Consider the following 19,188-nt stretch of genomic DNA (forward strand, 5'->3'; position numbering starts at 1 on the left):
TCTCTAAATATTTACAGCATCAGATAGTTTACTAGATCTCTTGGGGAAAATGTTGATTGGGTGGGGCTGTTTTATTGCCGATCGCTGCCTAGGGTTTGGTGAAAAAGTTTTTCCTGGTGGCAGGGTGTGGGGTGTGGGGTGTGGGGTGTAGGGTTTTACCGATTTTGAGGAGGTCAATTACCTAATTTTCAGGGAAAAAGTCCCTAAAATTTTCCCCCCATCACTCCAATGGTCGGCACTTTTTGAGGGAAAAAAAGTCTGAAAACCTTATCCAACCAAGTTTTTAGATTTATTCAGCCAACCCTACCTAGACAAAATTAATTACACCGATCGAAGCCTGATTAAACAGCTAGAATTGGTCTAGGTTGATCGGGGAACATCGGAACACTGGAACAGTAGGGGTTAGCTGCTTTTTTAGCTCACTTAACAATACCCAGTTTAAATGCCTCCTAGCTTACTTATGTTAAATCCCATCTTAGATCCTCGCGGTGGCGAACATCAAACCATAAGAGCCTTTTTTGAGCCAAAAAACATCGCTGTGGTGGGATTTAATCGCCAAAATCCCCAACTTGATCGCACTCTTTTAAATAATCTCCATCATAATCCCGGTCAGCACCGTCTTTATCTAGTTAATCCTCACCCCGAAAACCGGCTCGATCTTCCCAGCTATAGCAGTTTAGAGGATATCCAGGCGGCGATCGATCTGGTAATTATCACCGCCCCCGCTCCCGAAATTCCCGCTATTATCGCCCAATCTGTCGAAAAAAAGGTTAAATGCGCCCTGATTCTCTCCACGGGTTTTCGGGAAACCGGCCAGATGGGGGAAAATTTACTCAGGGAAATTAAAGCGATCGCTGGTCAAAAATTACGCATCATCGGTCCCCATAGCTCGGGAATCAGCAATCTCAGCCAAAATCTTAACGCCACCTTTTCCCCCATCCTGCCGAAAACTGGTTCAATTGCCCTGATTAGTCAAAGTGGGGCGATCGCTGCTGCCGTGCTTGATTGGAGTTTAAGCGAAAATGTCGGTTTTAGTCACTTTATCTCCCTCGGAGTTCTTTTAGATGTGGATTGGGGCGAATTACTCTATTATTTGGGAGACGATCCCCAAACCAAAAGCATCGTTATCTACTTGGAATCCCTGAATAATGCCCGCTCTTTTCTGTCCTCGGCCCGAGAAGTTGCCCTAAATAAACCAATTATCGCCATTAGTCGCCACAGTACCGACTTTGACCCCACCGCTCTTTCCCATGCTGGCAAATTGACCAGCGATCAGCTAACTCTCTCCGCTGCCTTTGCTCGCTGTGGCATCGTGGAAGTACAAAGACTGGCCGATCTCTTGAATATCACGCAAGTTTTAGCGAAAATTCCCCGATTTCCCCGGGGAAAACGCTTGACAATCATCAGCAATGGTGTTGCTCCCGCTCTTTTAGCGGCCTCGGCTTTACTGGCGGAAGATGGACAACTGGCAACCCTTACCCCCGCAACGATCGGAAAACTAGCGCCTCTTGTTCCCGCGGATATCGTCCCCCAAAATCCCATCGATCTGCGTCGCAGCAGCGATCCCGATAGCTACGCTCGCGCCCTAGAGATCGCTTTAGCGGATGCACATACCGACGCGGTGTTGATGATTCTCTCGCCTCGCTTTAACACTGATCTGCGAGAAATTGCCCTTAGAATTGCCTCAATCGCTCAAAATAGCACAAAACCCATTTTAGCAAGTTTGATGGGGGGAGAGGGCATTGCAGAGGGAGTATCGTTATTAAATCAGCAGGGTATCCCCACCTATCGCTATCCCGATTCGGCGGCCCGGGTGTTTAATTTGCTCTGGAAATATGAAGAGAATCTGCGCGGTCTTTATCAAACGCCAATTTTAACCAATTCCAGGGAAAATGGCTCTGATCGAGTTTTAGTGAGCCAGATTATCGAGCAAGCAGGGGATAGAACAATTCTCAGTGAGCTAGAGTCTTTAGAGCTACTGAAAGCTTATGGAATCCCTGTTATTGTCACTAAAGTCGCCGAAAGTGCCGCAGAAGCAGTTAATCTCGCTGAATCTCTCGGTTATCCCGTGGTGATGAAACTGCATTCGAGGACGATTATCCATAAAAGCGCGGTGGGTGGGGTACAATTGCCGCTTTTTTCCCCTAGGGCAGTGGTGCAAGCGTATCAAGCGATCAAAGCTAATGTTAGCGCACAAGTGGGTCGGGAGCATTTTCTCGGGGTGAGTATTCAACCGATGTTAGAGATCGATCGAGGATATGAGTTAATTATCGGCTCTAATTACGATGATCAGTGCGGACCGGTGATAATTTTCGGTACTGGTGGCCGTTTAGTCGATATTTTTCAAGATTACGCCACCGCTCTACCTCCTTTAAATACTAATCTCGCTCGCCGACTTTTAGAAAAAACCAAGATTTATCGGGCTTTTAACGGGACAAATGGGCTTAAATCACTTAATTTAGCGAATTTGGAGCAAATAATCGTTAGATTTAGTAACCTGGTTAGTGAACAACCTCGCATTAAAACTATCGATATTAATCCCTTTTTTGCCGATTCAGAGCAATTAATCGCCCTTTCCGCCTCTATCCTTCTTCATCCTCCAACTACTCCCCCAGAAAAGTTATCTCATCCGGCGATTCGTCCCTATCCCGAACATTATATAGAACCTTGGACGACGAAAAGAGGCTTAAAGGTGCTAATTCGTCCGATTCGGGCAGCAGATGAGCCTTTAGTGCGACAATTTCACCATTATCTCTCGGAAGAAAGCATTTATTATCGTTATTTTCACCTTGTCAATCTCGATCGCCAAACCGCTTATGATCGTCTTACGCGCATTTGTTTTATCGACTACGATCGAGTAATGAGCTTAGTGGTAGAGATTAATAACGATCAGACGGAAGAGCCAGAAATTATCGCTATAGGACGCTTAAATAAACTGCACGGCGTTAATGTGGCGGAATTTGACTTATTAGTTAGGGATGACTATCAAGGTCAAGGAATTGGTACAGAGTTACTACAGCGTTTAGTCACTATTGGCAAAAAGGAAGGATTAGAGGGAATTGAAGGGGAAATTTTAAGGGATAATCGCGCTATGCAGATGATAGCCGCTAAAGTGGGGTTTTCTCTCTATAAAACTGCCGATTTTGTCAAAGCGGAACTGAATTTATGAAGCCTTTTTGACCAGCTGATCACTAATTTTTTGGCTGAATGGTTCGGGCTAATCCTTGCTCTAAAGTAAAGGGAGGTTGCCAATCCAGGGTTTTTTGAATAGGGCTAGAGTCAAGACAAAAATTGATTTAATTAGTTAAATTATGCCTTGGGAGCGCATTAATTCTATCTCTTGTTGTAGTCCGGCTTCTAGAGTACGAGGAGTAAACCCTAAATCCCTTTTAGCTTCTTCGTGGGAATAAGCTTTGTCTTCTTGTAATCGCAAGATTTGTTCTCGTCGCACGGGGGATTTTTTACCTAATGTTTTTTCTAGTAGGGTAGCTGACCAGATGCCAAAGTTCAAGGGAAAGGACAGGGGACGCACCGATTGGCCTAATAATTGTTCTATCAATAAAATTAACTGACGGAAGGAAACAATACTACCGCCGGAAAGATCGTAAGCACCTTTTATATCAGGACATTCCCAGACTTTTAACAACATCTGGGCAATGTCATCAGCGTGAACTGGTTGTAACAGGTTATCACCAGAGCCAAAAATGGGAAAGAATCCGTAGCGGTGACAGAATTTAATCAATTTGTGTAGGTTTTTATCCTTAGGAGTGCCATAAATCATTGTCGGTCTCAGCAGACAATAAGAAGCAGGATACTCTTGTAAATAATTTTCTGCTTGTTTATACTCGGCAGAATATTCATTATATTTTGAATATATTCCGGTAGTTCCAATAATAATTAATCGGGGAGTTTGTTGGAATTTTTTTAGACTATTAAGTATAGTTGGTACTTGTCGAAGTTGGACGAGATGGATGATGGTTTCAAAACTATTTTTCCTAAAAATTCCTTCCCAGGTTTCTGAGATAGAGCTATCGCCAAAATCGTAGGTTAAATTCAGTACTAGGCTATCTAACATACTGCGGTCGCTAGTGGGTCGAATTAAACAATGTATTTCTATTTCAGGCTTAGTAGATGCCAAATGTTGCATGAAAAAACCACCAGGCAACCCCGTAGCACCTGTGATTAATATTTTATTCTCAATCATCATTTTTTCTCCTTTTTGCTAAAACTTGTTCATAAACCTGAAAGGTTTTTTCAAACATCTTCTCAAAAGTATATTCTGTTTCGTAGCGTTTGCGTCCTGCCGCTCCCATTTTAGCTCTGAATTGTTGATCAAGAACTAATTGTAATAGTCTCTGGTGTAACGTGTTAACGTCTCCTCGCGCTACGGCGTATCCGGTTATTCCTTCCACAATTGCTTCCGACGCTCCACCTACATCTGATACAATTACCGGTAATCCCGCTCTCATTGCTTCGATTGTAGTGCGAGGAAACCCTTCCCAATTAGATATTAAAGTAAATACTTGGGCTTGAGCTAAGACTTCAGCTACATTATTACGAAAACCTAAAAAGTTAACTCTGTCGATAATTTTTAGCTCCTTAGCTAAGGTTTTAATCTTTTCTAAATCCGGACCGTCTCCGACTAAATCTAAATGGGCTTCGGGAATATTTTGAAAGGCTTTCAGTAAGGTTACATGGTCTTTTTGCTGATCAAATCTTGCCACCATAACAATACGAACAGGGTTAGCATTACCAGGATTAGATCTCAATTCTGCGGGTAGATCTGGCATCCCATTATGAATGGTCAATAATCGCTGCGGTTGCATACCAGTTTTTATTCCAATTAATCGATCTTGTTCCGAAACACAGATAATTTTATTAGCTAAAGGTTCTGTGATTTTTTCTAACCACTGATAGATAGTGCGACTCGGCTCTGGTACACCTCCTGTAAAAGCCCAACCATGGGCGGTAAAAATGCAAGGAGTCTTACTTTTTTTGGCCGCTAATCGTCCTAAAATTCCCGCTTTACTAGAGTGAGTGCTGATAATATCTGGTTGGAATTCTACAATAATTTGTTTGATAAAATTCAAGGTTTGCCAGTCTTTAATTAAGTTAATTTTTTTACCAAAGTCTTGACAAGATACATTGGTTATGCGATGACTGATCAGATCGTCATTATAAATGCCTTTTATTCCAGTAACAACTAAGACCTGATGGTGAGAATCTTGCAAAAATCTCGCTAAATCTCGCACATGAACCTGTGCGCCTCCAACGGTATCTGCTCTAGTTATAATAAAAAGTATTTTCATTTCATGCACAGTTTAGATTCTTGATTTATGGATAATTTTAGAAAAACAGTTTTAGGTTTTTAAGACTTGATTAGCTTTTTGCAATAGCTGCAACATTTTAGGGGCGGTTATTTGAATATTATACTTATCTTCGACAAGTTTTCTGCCAGCCCATCCCATGCTTTCTCTTAAATCTCGATCATGTTTCAGGTTTTGAAAAGCTTGCAGCCATTCAGCTTGACTACTAGCTTGAAAGCCGTTGATACCCTCCTTAATAATCTCTGCGTTAACCCCCACTGGTGAACCAATAACTGGGCGAGTAGATGCCATATATTGGATTAGTTTAAATCCGCATTTTCCTCGCTCAAATGGTGTATCGGTAAGGGGCATAATCCCCACATCAAATTGTTGCATCTCTTTCACCTCGGTTGCCTCGGACCAGGGCTTAATTTCTAAAGGGATATCCTCTAGATTTATCTCTTTGGCACCGATAGCAACGACTTTGGCACAACCATCTCGACAAATTTCTTTTAAAACAGGATAAAGTTCTTGTATATAATCGACAAACTTCAATGGACTTCCTATCCAGCCGATGGTAAAGACTTCATTTTGAGGAGCTTTTGATAAGGGATAGCGATCAAGATCGACGACGGTGGGTAATATTTCTACCCATTTAGCTCTTGCTTGTGTTGCTCTGTTAGCTAAGTAATCATTTCCCGCAATCACTAAGCGAGCATTCTGCATTACTCGATCAATTTTCTGTCCCAATAGCCATCTAACTACAGAAGCAGAATGTTGATCGTAACGGTGGAATACTGCGTCATCATAGTCAACTACATAAGGCGTTCTTCCTCTGAGAAATAGTAATTCTAGCCAAGCTGGTAGCCAAGGTAATGCTTCCTTTTCCAACCAGATTAAATCGTATTTTTGAGATTTCAACAGCAGCGAAATTCTCTGTTGATAAGCAGATAATAATCTCGATAAAGGGTATTTTTTCCCTAAGTAGCGAGTTCTAAGATAATCATTATCTAATAAGGGAGCGGTCTCAAACTCTATTCCCTCTTTTTTCAAATAAGGCAAATATTGGTAAGTACGATAGCGGCTACTAGCACCTAAAGTATCATAGCGACTGAATAACAAAATTTTCATCACTGTTGAGGATTTAATTAGATTATTTTCTTGTATAAACTGGAGAATTGAGGATATTCTCTAGGTATGGCGAAGATTATTAGCTCCTTTATATCTCTCAATAATCATTTGATCAGAAACTACTTTCTCAGGAGATTTTTTTCCTAAGAAATATGTACAAGAAGCTCCATCGAGAGCCTGAGGATTATTTTTGAATAGATAGTCAAAATATTTAAGCCAAGAAAACAATAATCTCACTATTGCTTTAGTTAATAATCTTGAGGTATTATTGCCAGCAAAACATAAAGCGAAATGTTCGATAGACCAGACTAAAACTGTTCCGGGTCCAGCAACTAAACCACTGGAAATTTCCGAAAAATAGTTAAACAAACGCCGATGACCAGAAAGGGTATATCTGGTAAAATCATAGGCCCCTTCATGAACCTGCTGCATAAAGGGAATTTCTGAATAAATTACCCCGCCATCTTTGAGAACTCTGTGCATTTCACTAACGACTTTTTCGGGGTAGAGAACGTGTTCTAAAACTGCTGTGGTAATAATACCATGAAAAACTTGGTCTTGAAAAGGAAGATCGTGAGCATCACAGAATAAATCGACATCTGCATTAACATCAACATCGGAATATATCAATTTGATATTGCTATATTCTGACATTAACCTATCCAAATCTCTTTTCTGATTTCCTCCACCCACAACCAAAACATAGGCTAGGGTAAACTTTTCTAAAGTCTGAGCAAAATTTTGAATCCTCTCAATATAGATTAAGTTAATCGATGGACTAGGGACAATTTTTGAGAATATATTTTTTTCTTTTGGACTATGATTAGTCACCGTATTAGTATAAAAAGAGGGAGAAAAAATTTCATTATCTTCTCGAATGAATACTGGTTTATTATTGACAATAGCAAATTCAGAATTACAGTTTTTGCAAATAATCTGATGATCATCAAAAATTAATTGACTACTTTGACACTTAGGGCATTGACTCAACGTCTGGATAAATTGTTGCATTTTCTTACTCCGATCAATTAACTGAAAGTCTGTTTTTTCTCAAGAAACAAAGTTACACTGGCAATATACTTAAGAAAAAATATAGATAAAAACTCCAAGATAAATGAGCTATAATGGTTGGTATAGATTGATTTTGGTGTTCGTTTCATTTTCTTGTCTAGGTATAGTTGATAAAGTTCCCTCGTATATCTGAAAGATGTCCTTAAATTAGATATTTTGCCCATATTTAAAATCTCTTGGTAGCTAATATAGTTAGTAAAATAATGTAAATAATCCGTATGTTTTTCAGTCCAATCTTCCAAGGATATACCAGATTCTTTAGTCTGACGATGAAAAGTTCCTAAACCTAAAGTGCTTAAAAATTTAATGTTATCAAACAAAAAATCAAAGTTTTTAACCTTATGGACTAAAGGTAAATGAATATGCCATTCCCAGAGAACGTTGGACAAGGGAAATAGATGTACAGAATATCCATTCATTGTTAATGTTCTAGATATCTCAAGAAAAAAAAGTAGATGATTCTTGACGTGTTCCACCACTTGGTTAGAAATAATTACATCAAAAAAATTATCTGGATATTGCCACTTTTCATCATCATAAATTAAAGTTAGTCTTTCATGCCAATCTACCCCAGAAAAATTCTTTGATAGATTTTCAATTGTTTCATCCATAAACCCCTTTTTTTGAACACCATGATTAACCACGTCTAAACCATAGACTTTCCAATTAATATTTGGCTGTACACAGGGAAGATTTTTTGTCAAGTATGCAATCAATTGTCCGTTACCACACCCAACATCTAGAATTTTGACTTCTTGATCAGTTGAATGTCTGTAAGATTCAGTATTGATTATACTTAATAAATGTTGATAATTAGTAGGATTTTCTACATTCTTCATAGACAGTTTCTAACCCGTTTGAATTGTTCATTTCTCAAATACGTTCATGCAAATATCGCTCGAATAAAAAGGATTATTTGCAGTCTTTTAAAATTCTTTTCAAGGTTTTGTAATCCGTATGTAAATGGATATTGTTTTTAACAACCAAACCTCGTACAGCCCCCCAAATCCAAGATAAAATCAGCCCAGACAAACCAAAATTATCATAAATAACTCTAGCGTACTCCTGCTTACAATTCGCTAATTTTGAGTTATCTTGATAGGAACTGCTGGCACCACCAAGTCTAAAAAAAGCAATCGTAGATTTGTCTTTGATTGACGATGCACTCATCTTATAAATCTTTTGATTAAGATCGAAATCAGCATATACTTTATATTTGGTGTTGAACGGAAGTTGAGCAAGTAGCTTTTTCTTAATGAATAGTCCTTGCGGACATAAAGTATTTTTGAACACAATTAATGGATTATATCTACTAATCCGTAGCTGACCGTTATCCATAATTACATTGCCATGAATTATGTCCGTATTGTTTAAACTTGCTTTTTGAATAGATTGGCTAGGTATATTTAACAATATATCATCGCTCCCCAGGTAGTAAATGTAATCTCCTTGACTCAATTTCCAGCCTTTATTCATCGCATCATATATACCTTCGTCAGGTTCGCTCAACCAATAATCTATCTGATCATCATACTTACGAATAATATCAATTGTGCTGTCCCTAGAACCTCCGTCTATAATAATATACTCAACATTATTGTAAGACTGGCTAATGACACTCTGAATTGCTTGCTCTAAGTGCTTTTCTCCATTAAAAACTACCGTTATAATAGTAACCAGAGGAACTGCAAATTTTTCCGATAACTCACTTGTCTCTGGGTAGGAATGCTTGAAATATCCCTTTGTTCTTAATCCTCCTTCTCCCCTGCGTTCTGGATTTGGTGGCAAAAATAAATGAGATTGCACTTTTGCACAAGGATCGTTAATAATAGCAGGCCTCTCCATAGTTACTCGGCGAGTTGTAGAGAAGTTAGCATCTAGCTCGATAAATTTTTTCTCTTGTAATGGTGGCTTTATTGTCATATCTTATCTTGATATTGGTAAACTACAAGCGGTTTAATCGTAATTACAAACTAGCTCAGTTTGTAATTAGGGTTTGCTGAAAAAGTCATTGAAAAGTACAGGTCTCTTAATCAATGATTTCACTTAGCTACAAGCATAAGCTTTAGTTGTTGATTAATTTTTAAATTATAACTTATCCTAATCATTGACCGAGAAAAAGTGCTGTTTTTCCATTTCAGACATAAAAAAGCCCAAAAAACCTGCCTCAACAGGTTAGAAAGATTCATGACTAAAAAAGTAATAGCAATCGCTGAAAAGGAAGTATGAGGAAGTTTAGCCATCACTTTACCTAAGCTAAATCTTCTTTTCCCTTGTCCAAATTTGCCCTCTATACAATTCCGAATCCTCTCATCATCAGTAGCTTGTTTCTTTTGTTCTTTACTAACATTTTTGGCTGGTCTTCCTAATGGGGGACCACTGATTCTGATTCCCCTTTCTTTACACCAAGCTCGGTTTTCTCTGGTTCGATAAATTTTGTCCACATGAACTGATTCTGGATAGTATCCTGTATAGTCATAATAAGCTTCTATTTGTGCTTTTAAATCTCCCGATTCATTAAAGTTATCCCAACTAATCCGGTCTAAAAATATGTAACCATCTATACAGCTTGCTGAGAATTTGGCCCCAAATTCTACGGGTTTTCCAGCTTTTCCTCTGACTATCGGACGGATGTGGGGTTGAGTTAAGCTGACAATTCTGTCTTCAATACTCTGTTTGTTATTTTGGTACATCCAGAGTTGTTGGCGATAAACTTCTGTGACTACTAATAACAGTTTATAGTCTCTTTTTTTCAAGCTTTGTAGAGAGGCTCCTTCTGCTAAAAGTTGTTCAATATGGTCGAGATTTCTTTTCAGATATTGCAGTTGTCTTTTTAGAGCTTTTCGTCTTTGTTTGAAGGTAGGTTTTCTTTTTTTTGCTACTTCTAAATAACTTTTTCTGGCCAGGAGACGATAGGTTCTCGGTTTTTGAACAAGTTTTCCTTTTATAGTTTCATAGAGAATATCAATAATTTTTTCGGTTTGTTTTCTTCCTTGATTTAACAGGTTTAAATCCGTAGGATAACTAATATCTGCGGGCGCACAACTGGCATCTAAAATTAATTTACCTCGATTTTCTGGTTGACTTTGGGTTTCGCTCTCTAACTTTTTTTCGGTGTTTTCTTCTTCTTTTATTTCTCTCGAATTTTTGACCATAAAGCGATTCACTTTATTAATTAGTTCCCGAGTGATTCTTTCTCGAAAGTGAACCAACATTGACGCTTCAAACTGGGGTTCATTGCTGTAGGCTGAAAACCCCAAGAAGTATTGTAAATAAGGATTTTCCTTGATTTGTTCTACCGTTTCTCTATCGCTTGTTCCTAATTTTTCTTTAATAATTAATGCTCCTAGTGCTGTCCTAAATGTTTTGGCGGGTGCGCCCATTTCTTCTGAAAAAAGTGATGCGTATTCCGCTTCAAATTCTGACCAGGGAATGAGGTTGGCCATAATTACCCAACGATTATCTTGGGATAATTTCCCCTCAAAGGGCAGCTCGAAGTTTTCTGGTGGGGTTGAGGGTAACTCGCTTTTACGGTACATTAGCACTAATTAGAGAAGATGCAAGGGTGATGCAAGGGTTTTAAGAGATTCTAGCAGATTTAAGTGCATTTGGGAAGCTCTCAATCAAGCTAAAAGCCCTTTCCTGTAAGGTTTTTAGATTTATTCAGCAAACCCTAATTAGCCCTATGGAACTAGAAAGATTATTGCAGCTCTCTCATACTTGCCAAAATACTATTAAACTAGCCTGGGGGTTATATCAGCTAATATGATTAGCTAAAAAAATTAACTTTAAGACCTAGAGGAAGTAGACCTCTTGCAAAAGTCTTAAGTCGATCCTTGTACAGCAACATTTTTGAAGATTATCAACTACTAATAAATAATTAACTGAAAGTCCCTCCCATTATTGTTTCTATCGTTTGTTTTCGGATTTATGCAAGAAGTCTAGTGTACCTGATCATGAACTTATTGTCAAGAAAATTTTTAACTAGCCGATAAGTAGTCGTGCAAAATTAATTTCCTAGTCGAGACAGGAGACTCCGAGACAGGAGACGGGGGACTCCGAGACAGCTATCAGGGATCAGATTTGAATTTTTAGTTCACTGTTTACTGGTCACAGCAAAAAGCTTTTGGCTGACGGGTGACGGCTTGGATGTGTAATTAATTTTGCTTAGGTAGGGTTTGCTGAAAAAGCTTTTCCTGGGGGCAGGGTGTGGGGTGTGGGGTGTGGGGTGTGGGGTTTTACCGATTTTGAGGTAGTCAGTTGCCTAATTTTCAGGGAAAAAGTACCTGAATTTTGCCCCCGATCCCCGCAATGGCTGGCACTTTTTGAGGGAAAAAAAGTCTAAAAGTCTTATCCAACAAGGTTTTTAGATTTATTCAGCAAGCCCTAGGTACTTACTAGAAAGCCAACGGCTCTCCCGATATAATGGAGAAAAATGTTGGAATATCTTCCATTTAGCCTCCTGGACAGTCATTATAGACAATTACTCCAGCCCCGAATTAATTCAACGGGATGATTAGACCTCGACCTAATATTATCTCAAGACTAAAAGTTATTCTAGTCAGGGAACACACCCAAATAAAAATAATTTTAATTGCTTCATATTTTTTCAGTGAAATTGAATTAGCGACGATAGATATACATTTCAGCTATCGAACTATTTAGTTAGTACATAAGCTAAAGGCAGGCTGTGATTGGGTTATAATTTTTGGAGATGTCTATTAGAACTCTTGCAAATTAATTATATGTTATAATGATGGGTTAACTAATTTTCCCCAAAAAATTAGTTAATCAGTACATTCGTCCTGAATGAAAACTTGAAGTTTAACTTTTAACTCAAAACTCTTTAGAGCTGCTTTAATTTGGTTATCAAAACCTCTTTATTTAAGCGGCACAAACTATCTCAATTTTTATAATTGAGAATAAATTCTCCTTGACTTGATTAATCTTTAGGCAACTTTTAAGAAGCTGCTATACCTATCCCTAACTCACAGTTATAAATAGCCGCCAACAAGTTAACTCTTAAACTATATCTTCGACGACGATTCCGATATTTACAGGATAAGATTTTAAAGGTTTTGAGTTTCCTATTTATATGTTCAATGATAATCCTTTCTTTGGCTAAAGCCTTGTTATACTCTTTTTCTAACTCTGTTAATTTTCTATTTTTCGGTTTCTTTTTCGGTGTATAACTATTACTATGGTATGCAGCTATTCCCTGATAACCACTGTCTTCTATGCTGGTAGTTAAAGGATGAAAACGAACTCGACTTTTTTTAAATAAACTAAAATCATGACCTCTGCCTTTCCCACAAAAGACACAGATAATTTCCTCTGTATTTTGATCAGCTACTAATTGGGATTTTAAAGTATGATAACCTCTTTTACCCCAAAAAAAATCTTTCTGTTTCTTTTGGGGGCGTTCAATGGGAGTTTCCGTTACATCCATTACCGTTACGACCGGTATCTCTGCTTGATTGAGTAAAGCTTTTTTTCCTTTTAAACGGAAGTTTCCCGATTGTAAAAGCATTTTTTCCGTCTTATTTACAATCCGACATATAGTTGATTCTGATAGTTCCCAGCTTGTACCAATGTGAAAATATGTTCTATATTCTCGCCAATATTCTAACGTTACTAAAACTTGTTCTTCTATAGATAGTTTAGGTTTCAGTCCCCTTTTAGATGGTGAATTAGAGTCGGCTTCAACACTTTTTACTGATTCTACCATCTTTCTATATGTTTGTTTATACACACCGAAACGGCGTTTGAATTGCTCATCTGATAAGTTTTGATAATCCATAATTTTGCTAATAAACATAGCAAAATTATAGATGATTTCCTGACCTAAGATCACATTTTATTCTTTTTTCCACTTCAATCTAAGAATTGAGAAAAAAGCAAAACCTTATATTATACCATAAAAAAATTATGCAAGAGGTCTATTGATTACTAGCCGGTCAACATCTAGATTTATTCTGGCAAATCCCCAAAACGCTCTCGATAGCGTTGGAGCAATGCTTCTAAATCCTCAGCCCGCATTCTTTCCTGTTGGGCCCGCATTCTTTCTTGTTGGGCCCGCATTCTTTCCTGTTCAGTTAGCTCTGACTCCGTGGGCAGTAAATCGCCGGCAAAAGTCGCCCAACGCAGCCAAACTGCCTCGACTCCCTTATACTCCCCTTGCCAGCGTACCAAAGTTAACCCTAGCCTTTGACTGAAAAATCTTTCTCCCGTCTCTAGAGATAATGGCTCGTAGTTGCCGTCTCTGAGGATAAAACCTGCCCAGTCTTCAGGATTAAAGGGATCGTACCAGAAATATTCTGGCACTCGCAAACGGTCTTGATAGATGGCTTTCTTTTCGGTTTTATCCTGTGGGGCAGTACTTTCGGAAAGGAGTTCGATAACCACGTCGGGAGCTTTCCCCTCTTCCCAAACTACCCAACTTTTTCTTTCCCCTTTAGGAACCCCCAGGACAGCAAAGAAATCGGGACCGCGAAAGTCCTCGCTTTTTAACTGTGCGGCACTGAAATAAACGAACATATTGCCGCCTACATAGCCATCTTCCCTAGCAGCTAACCAGGGTAACAAGGCATCTATGAGTATATCCATCTGGAGTTTATGTCGTTGGGTTTCCATGGGAACGCCGTCATCGCAGGGCAATTCATCTTGGGTAGGCAGTGAAAGTCGAGAAGGAGCAATAGTTGAAGTCATCGGAGTCACGCTGGTGATGAGACTTAAGGAGCTTTTGTATCTAGCATTGGGGAAAACATCTAGCCGCTAGAATTGAGACTGGGACAAAATATTATGGTAATTATAGCCTTCTTCTAGGAAATTAGAGTTTTTTAAGCACATATTATAGGCTTGAGCCGCCTTCAATTTTTGGTACAGCAAAGGACTCTTTTCTCTACAAGACTGTTGTAGTTGCTGAAACTCGGCTTCACCCTTTTTCAGATAGGCATTGACAAGCTCTCGATTGGCCAGATAGAAAGCGATCGCGCCATAAACCTGTTCGAGGGAAAGGAGTGGGAAATTTTGGGCAATACTTTCGGGCGATTCTCCGTTCAAGAAAGAATAGACAACTGAATCAAGGGAGATACGAGTTCCTTCGAGCCAATATTCTTCTTCTCGTTGCTCGATGTACTGCTTTGTTGGGATGGAGGCTAATTTCATAGGAGTAATGTTGCTGTTTAGCTAAAAGGATAAGAAATCCCATTACCGAGTAGGAATACCATTGCTAGGACTGGGGTATAGATTTTTGGAGATGTCTATTTATTATGATGATATTAGCGTCGAGAACGACGAATTTGAGCCTCACTCGTCTAAATCCTTTCTCTTATTTGTTCTGTCCGCTTCACACATCTGACGAAACTCACGAACAATATCGTCTTCGGAAATTCCCTTTTGACTTAACAGGTACTCAAATTGAGCGGCCACCGCTTGTAAGGCAGCGATATCGGCGCTTTTACTCCCCTGTTTAACGGGGAAATAGAACCCAACAGTATGACCGTGACGTAGTACCTCAACGGGAGTCTCACCGTATATGTAAGCTAAACGGCGCTTAACCTGCATGATCCAACAGCTATAACCCTTTTGGAGTCTATATCGGTGATCCGAAGTAAAAGCCGTTTAGCTTATTTAGGGAGTTCGCTCCGAAATTCTCGCACCCCAATTTTCTCAATGTCATGCTTATCCATAGTCTCTCTCGTTGTGTACGCATTGTGTACACAGTGTAGCACTATTTGAGAAAGGATATCAACAAATAGCTTTGCTCATGTTTTACCAGATTAAAAAATTTTTTTAGGTCAATTCTTAAACTTCTGGCGAGTTTCTTAATCGTCTTTTTGAGCATGGCTAAGACTGTTCAAGTTTACTTGAAAGATTGCAATACTTCATTATATAGCTTTAAATACTTAGATGCTTGAATCTCAAGAGTAAATTCTCGCACTACTTTTTCACGAGCGCAATCGCACAATTTCTGGTATCTTTCACTATCTTCTAATACCCAATGAATTCCTTGAGCTAAGTCTTCAATATCGTAGGGATGAGCCAGATAACCATTCTCTTGATGTTCGATCATATCAGGCATTCCACCAATTTTAAAAGCAACAGAGGGAGTTCCACAGGCGAGAGCTTCCATGACTGTGTTAGGAAGATTATCCTCAAGGGAGGGAGCGATGAAAATATCGGCGGCGGCATAGACTAAAGCTAGGGAAATGTCATCATTTAATCTGCCTAAATAATGGGTTTTCAGTCCAAAATCAGGCGGATTAACTGGTTCAGAAGCACCGAAGACCACTAACTCTAATTTATGCTGCCATATTTCCCCCTGACTGAGTTTTTTTATAGCAGGTAGCAGCAGATGAAACCCTTTTCGGTTATCGCTTGTTGCCGTCATAGTGCCGAATAGAAATTGATTTATAGCAATTCTTGGAGCTATGAGGTACAATGGAAAGCAAATAGACAAATAATAGAACTTACCGGCTTCCTATGAGACCCTATTCCGTAGATTTTCGCCAAAAAATTATCGATGTCTGGAAGAAAGAAAAAATTTCCATTCGAGGACTAGCCCAGAGATTTGACGTGGCTAAAAGCTTTATTCAGAAGTTATTGAAGCAACATAAAGAAACAGGAGATATCCGTCCTCGTCCGCAAGGGGGAAGTCCGCCAACCAAGTTAAATAGTGAACAACTGATAATTTTAATAGAAATCATCGAAGCTAACAATGATGCAACTCTCGAAGAATTATCGGACTTACTGTATGAAAAGACACAGGTGAAAGTCAGTAGAGCCACCCTGGGGCGGCTTACGCAAAAACTCAATTACAGTTTCAAAAAAAAACACTACACGCGGCGGAAAAAGAAAGTGACAGGGTAGAGCAAAAAAGAGTGGAATACTGGTCAGAAGTTCGGGAAATTGAGGCATCAAAACTAATTTTCATCGAGGAATCGGGGGTAAATTTAGCCCTTTTGAGACTCTATGCTAGAGCCTTAATTGGCCGAAGAGCTCGGGGAAGAAAACCACAAAAAAGAGGGAGAAATATTTCAATAATTAGTGCTATAAGCTTAGAAAAAGTTGTCGCATCAGTCAACATATACGGTGCAGTGGATGCGGTAACATTTGAAGGATTTATTCTCAAGGAAGTGCTGCCAAAAATTAAAGAAGGAGACTGTCTGATCATGGATAACGCCAAGATTCATCTCGGAGAAATGGTCAGAGAAATAATCGAACAAGAAAAAGCTAGACTCATCTATTTACCTCCTTATTCTCCCGAATTCTCTCCTATTGAAAACTTTTGGTCAAAAGTGAAAGCGACGTTAAGAAAACTGAAGGCGAGAACTTACAAAGACTTAATAGAAGGGATTGAATTGGCTATGTTAGAAGTTACTCAAAAAGATATTCGCAATTGGTTTACTCACTGTTGCTACTGTACCTCATAAGTCAGAGAATTGCTATAGTTTCCAACTAGGAAACAACTGTTTGGACAATATTCAGAAATTGTTCTGCATAAGTTTGGCATTCTATTTTATTGTTGGTTTGCGCTTCTGATTCAGATATTAAATCTGGTCCAGGCATAAGCTTAGTCGTTAATAATTCAAGATGATTGGCAAGCTCTTGTGAAGAATCTGGTTTAAAAAATATAGCACCAGGAGAATTTTGCTCTTTGTGGACAGAAATATCTGATAATAATATTGTTTTACCTAACACTCGAGCATCTTCTACTACTGTACTCCAGCCTTCAAACAATGAAGGCTGAATAACTGCTAACGATCTCCTCATGAGTTGAATCTGATCCCAACGGGGAATTAATCCAAGAATTATAAATTGATCGCTTAAACAGTTTTTTTCAATTGAATTTTTTATTTCTTCTCCATACTTAGGAAATCGGCTATCATAAAGTTTACCAGTACACACAACTACGGGCTTGACATTTGTTCTTTTCAATAAGATAAGTGCTTCTATGATAAGCTTATGATTTTTGTGTATCCAAAATTGATTGCTAACCAAAAAGAACTTGTTTGGAAGATTATATTTTTCCTGAACTAATGTTGGAGCTAAATGATTGTCAAACCAGTCTTGATTGGGTATCGTTCTAAAACTTAATACAAATTTTTGAGCTTTAGATTCAGGGTAAAAAGCAGCAAAATCGCTCAAAGCACTTTTACTGCTAAAGACTATATTTAACGAATTGTTAGATAAATATTTAAATGCCTTATCACGGCTTTTTATTTCTTTGGTAGAAAAATATGAGGGTAGATATTTATGTTGAAAATCTGGAATCCAAGTTGACCAACCGCAATTAAAATCCCAGGAAATACCCCAATTTATTGGAACAGGATATACAAAGTCTATTTCTTTACTTTCTAAAAGTTTTATCAACCTTGTATCCTTTAGCCAAGTAGAACTTTGACCAACTTTCCATAATAATCGATTCAAAAAAGAAGGCTTTATACAATTAGTTATGTATATTTGTTCCACTAGATTTTCCAGTTCTTCATAATAGCTTTTTTTGAGATTAGAACCAATAAATAAATATAGCTTAATATGCTCCCTTTTATTGGCAGGTAACTCGGCAATAGATTTGACAAGATTTTTAATATAAATAATCCCCCCCATCCAGTTATCATCAGCTTGCATCAGAATACCAATATTTAAGGTTTTTATCATCCCATTAGCTCCGCACGACACCATTGAGTATAGACACTGATTCCTCTATCAAGAGTTACTTCAGGAAGAAACCCAAGTTTTTTGAGACAATTTATATCCGCTTTCCAGTTTAAGGGATTGCCAATAGGTATTGTACCTTCAAAATGTACAGGAATATCGAGTTTCAACTGTTCTAGTATCAAGTTAACTAACTCCTTAATAGAGGTTTCTGTTCCACTTGCCAAATTATAAACATCGGCGTGACAAGGAGCTTTCTCTGTTAAGAGGTAGAGAGCTTTGGCTATATCTCGACTATGGATAAAATCACGACTTTCATTACCCGTTCCCTGTAGATTGAGAACGGGGTTTGTCAGAGCCTTATGACAGATATCCCAGATAACTTGTCGCCTCAATCCCGGACCATAGGCAGAAAAGATGCGTACTGTAGCTGTTAGTAAACCATAAACTTGGAAAAACTCCCGGCAAAGTTGTTCACAGATTAGCTTATGGTAGCCATAGGGTGAAATAGGATTGAGGGAATGACTTTCATTAACGGGTAAAGTTTTGTGATTACCATAAACAGCAGCACTAGAAAGATAAATAACTCGGCATTGAGGTGCATGAAGGCGAAGTGCATCTAATAAGTTGAAAGTAACAACTACTCCATCGGTAAAATCTGCTTTTGGTTCACTTACTGAAAGAGGAACTGATGCCCTTGCAGCACAATGGATACAGACCTGTGGCTGTAGTTGTTCGATGAGTATGGCTAAATCAGGGGAAGGTAGAGTGAGTTGATGATAACGCAAGAGATCTTGAGTTGGCGCGTTTTCTGGAGGACGGGTTCCCAAACCGACAACAGACCACCCAGCTTGGGCGAATTCGCGAGCTATATACCGCCCAATAAATCCTGTAACACCAGTAATTAGAACAGTTTTCAAGACATTAATCCTAGAGTTTAGTTGGTGATAACTAATAGTATTTACAGGTATCTGCTATTTCTCTGAATATCGATTCAATGACTAGAGGATATGTTTCTAAA

At 38.7% G+C, this 19,188-nt stretch carries 16 protein-coding genes and 3 pseudogenes; 4 read left to right on the forward strand and 15 right to left on the reverse strand.

The window, feature by feature from the left end; translation table 11 throughout:
• The first annotated feature begins 49 nt into the window (after positions 1–49).
• Positions 50–262, forward strand: a pseudogene (locus MAE_RS35070) (hypothetical protein).
• Positions 263–460: 198 nt separating this feature from the next.
• Entirely contained in the window at positions 461–3,169 is a 2,709-nt protein-coding gene (locus MAE_RS14135; protein WP_012266197.1) for a bifunctional acetate--CoA ligase family protein/GNAT family N-acetyltransferase, read from the forward strand.
• Between the two features lie 22 nt (positions 3,170–3,191).
• Here the strand turns inward: MAE_RS14135 and MAE_RS36470 are convergent.
• The 8 genes and pseudogenes from MAE_RS36470 to MAE_RS14170 all read right to left on the reverse strand — a co-directional run.
• Positions 3,192–3,293, reverse strand: a pseudogene (locus MAE_RS36470) (UDP-glucose 4-epimerase); the annotation flags it as partial.
• Between the two features lie 11 nt (positions 3,294–3,304).
• A complete protein-coding gene (locus tag MAE_RS14140; protein WP_012266198.1) occupies positions 3,305–4,204 on the reverse strand; it encodes an NAD-dependent epimerase/dehydratase family protein in 900 nt (299 codons plus the stop codon).
• Positions 4,197–5,309 (reverse strand): glycosyltransferase family 4 protein, encoded by a 1,113-nt coding sequence (locus MAE_RS14145; RefSeq protein WP_012266199.1) that lies wholly within the window; start codon positions 5,307–5,309, stop codon positions 4,197–4,199. Before MAE_RS14145 ends, MAE_RS14140 begins: the two co-directional genes overlap by 8 nt.
• A 51-nt stretch (positions 5,310–5,360) precedes the next feature.
• The gene (locus MAE_RS14150; protein WP_012266200.1) at positions 5,361–6,437 is read right to left on the reverse strand and encodes a glycosyltransferase family 4 protein; all 1,077 of its coding nucleotides are present in this window, start codon (positions 6,435–6,437) and stop codon (positions 5,361–5,363) included.
• A 60-nt stretch (positions 6,438–6,497) separates the two neighbouring features.
• The gene (locus MAE_RS14155; protein ID WP_012266201.1) at positions 6,498–7,448 is read right to left on the reverse strand and encodes a methyltransferase domain-containing protein; all 951 of its coding nucleotides are present in this window, start codon (positions 7,446–7,448) and stop codon (positions 6,498–6,500) included.
• A 17-nt stretch (positions 7,449–7,465) separates the two neighbouring features.
• The gene (locus MAE_RS14160) at positions 7,466–8,347 is read right to left on the reverse strand and encodes a class I SAM-dependent methyltransferase (RefSeq protein WP_012266202.1); all 882 of its coding nucleotides are present in this window, start codon (positions 8,345–8,347) and stop codon (positions 7,466–7,468) included.
• A 73-nt stretch (positions 8,348–8,420) separates the two neighbouring features.
• Positions 8,421–9,431: a glycosyltransferase family 2 protein gene (locus MAE_RS14165; protein WP_012266203.1), complete on the reverse strand. Its 1,011-nt coding sequence runs from the start codon at positions 9,429–9,431 to the stop codon at positions 8,421–8,423.
• 119 nt (positions 9,432–9,550) lie between these two features.
• The gene (locus tag MAE_RS14170) at positions 9,551–11,047 is read right to left on the reverse strand and encodes an IS5-like element ISMae6 family transposase (RefSeq protein WP_012266204.1); all 1,497 of its coding nucleotides are present in this window, start codon (positions 11,045–11,047) and stop codon (positions 9,551–9,553) included.
• A 668-nt stretch (positions 11,048–11,715) separates the two neighbouring features.
• Here MAE_RS14170 and MAE_RS33390 point away from each other — a divergent pair.
• Positions 11,716–11,853: a hypothetical protein gene (locus MAE_RS33390; RefSeq protein WP_158303527.1), complete on the forward strand. Its 138-nt coding sequence runs from the start codon at positions 11,716–11,718 to the stop codon at positions 11,851–11,853.
• 615 nt (positions 11,854–12,468) lie between these two features.
• On the opposite strand, the gene MAE_RS14175 is transcribed toward MAE_RS33390, so the two are convergent.
• From MAE_RS14175 to MAE_RS14195, 5 genes and pseudogenes are all read right to left on the reverse strand, one after another.
• Positions 12,469–13,326 carry an IS5-like element ISMae4 family transposase gene (locus tag MAE_RS14175; RefSeq protein WP_012266205.1) on the reverse strand — a complete coding sequence of 286 codons (858 nt, stop codon included), beginning with the start codon at positions 13,324–13,326 and terminating at the stop codon, positions 12,469–12,471.
• 152 nt (positions 13,327–13,478) lie between these two features.
• The gene (locus MAE_RS14180) at positions 13,479–14,216 is read right to left on the reverse strand and encodes a Uma2 family endonuclease (RefSeq protein ID WP_041804127.1); all 738 of its coding nucleotides are present in this window, start codon (positions 14,214–14,216) and stop codon (positions 13,479–13,481) included.
• 66 nt (positions 14,217–14,282) lie between these two features.
• Positions 14,283–14,675 carry a DUF433 domain-containing protein gene (locus MAE_RS14185; RefSeq protein ID WP_012266207.1) on the reverse strand — a complete coding sequence of 131 codons (393 nt, stop codon included), beginning with the start codon at positions 14,673–14,675 and terminating at the stop codon, positions 14,283–14,285.
• Between the two features lie 141 nt (positions 14,676–14,816).
• A complete protein-coding gene (locus MAE_RS14190; RefSeq protein WP_012266208.1) occupies positions 14,817–15,074 on the reverse strand; it encodes a hypothetical protein in 258 nt (85 codons plus the stop codon).
• Positions 15,075–15,372: 298 nt separating this feature from the next.
• Positions 15,373–15,912: pseudogene (locus MAE_RS14195) on the reverse strand (glycosyltransferase); the annotation flags it as partial.
• Positions 15,913–15,992: 80 nt separating this feature from the next.
• Between MAE_RS14195 and MAE_RS29725 the strand changes: the two are divergent.
• Positions 15,993–16,942, forward strand: a protein-coding gene (locus tag MAE_RS29725; RefSeq protein WP_148204754.1) for an IS630-like element ISMae26 family transposase whose coding sequence is annotated in 2 segments (ribosomal slippage) — positions 15,993–16,335 and positions 16,335–16,942 — 951 coding nt in all. Because the reading frame shifts where the segments join, the coding sequence is not laid out codon by codon here.
• A 25-nt stretch (positions 16,943–16,967) separates the two neighbouring features.
• On the opposite strand, the gene MAE_RS14210 is transcribed toward MAE_RS29725, so the two are convergent.
• Positions 16,968–18,170, reverse strand: coding sequence for a glycosyltransferase family 4 protein (locus tag MAE_RS14210; protein WP_012266211.1), 1,203 nt, complete (start codon positions 18,168–18,170; stop codon positions 16,968–16,970).
• The gene (locus tag MAE_RS14215; RefSeq protein ID WP_041804128.1) at positions 18,167–19,087 is read right to left on the reverse strand and encodes an NAD-dependent epimerase/dehydratase family protein; all 921 of its coding nucleotides are present in this window, start codon (positions 19,085–19,087) and stop codon (positions 18,167–18,169) included. The genes MAE_RS14210 and MAE_RS14215 overlap by 4 nt, the downstream gene beginning before the upstream one ends.
• Between the last annotated feature and the right edge of the window lie 101 nt (positions 19,088–19,188).

This window comes from Microcystis aeruginosa NIES-843, assembly GCF_000010625.1.
In the GTDB taxonomy this organism is placed as follows: domain Bacteria; phylum Cyanobacteriota; class Cyanobacteriia; order Cyanobacteriales; family Microcystaceae; genus Microcystis; species Microcystis aeruginosa.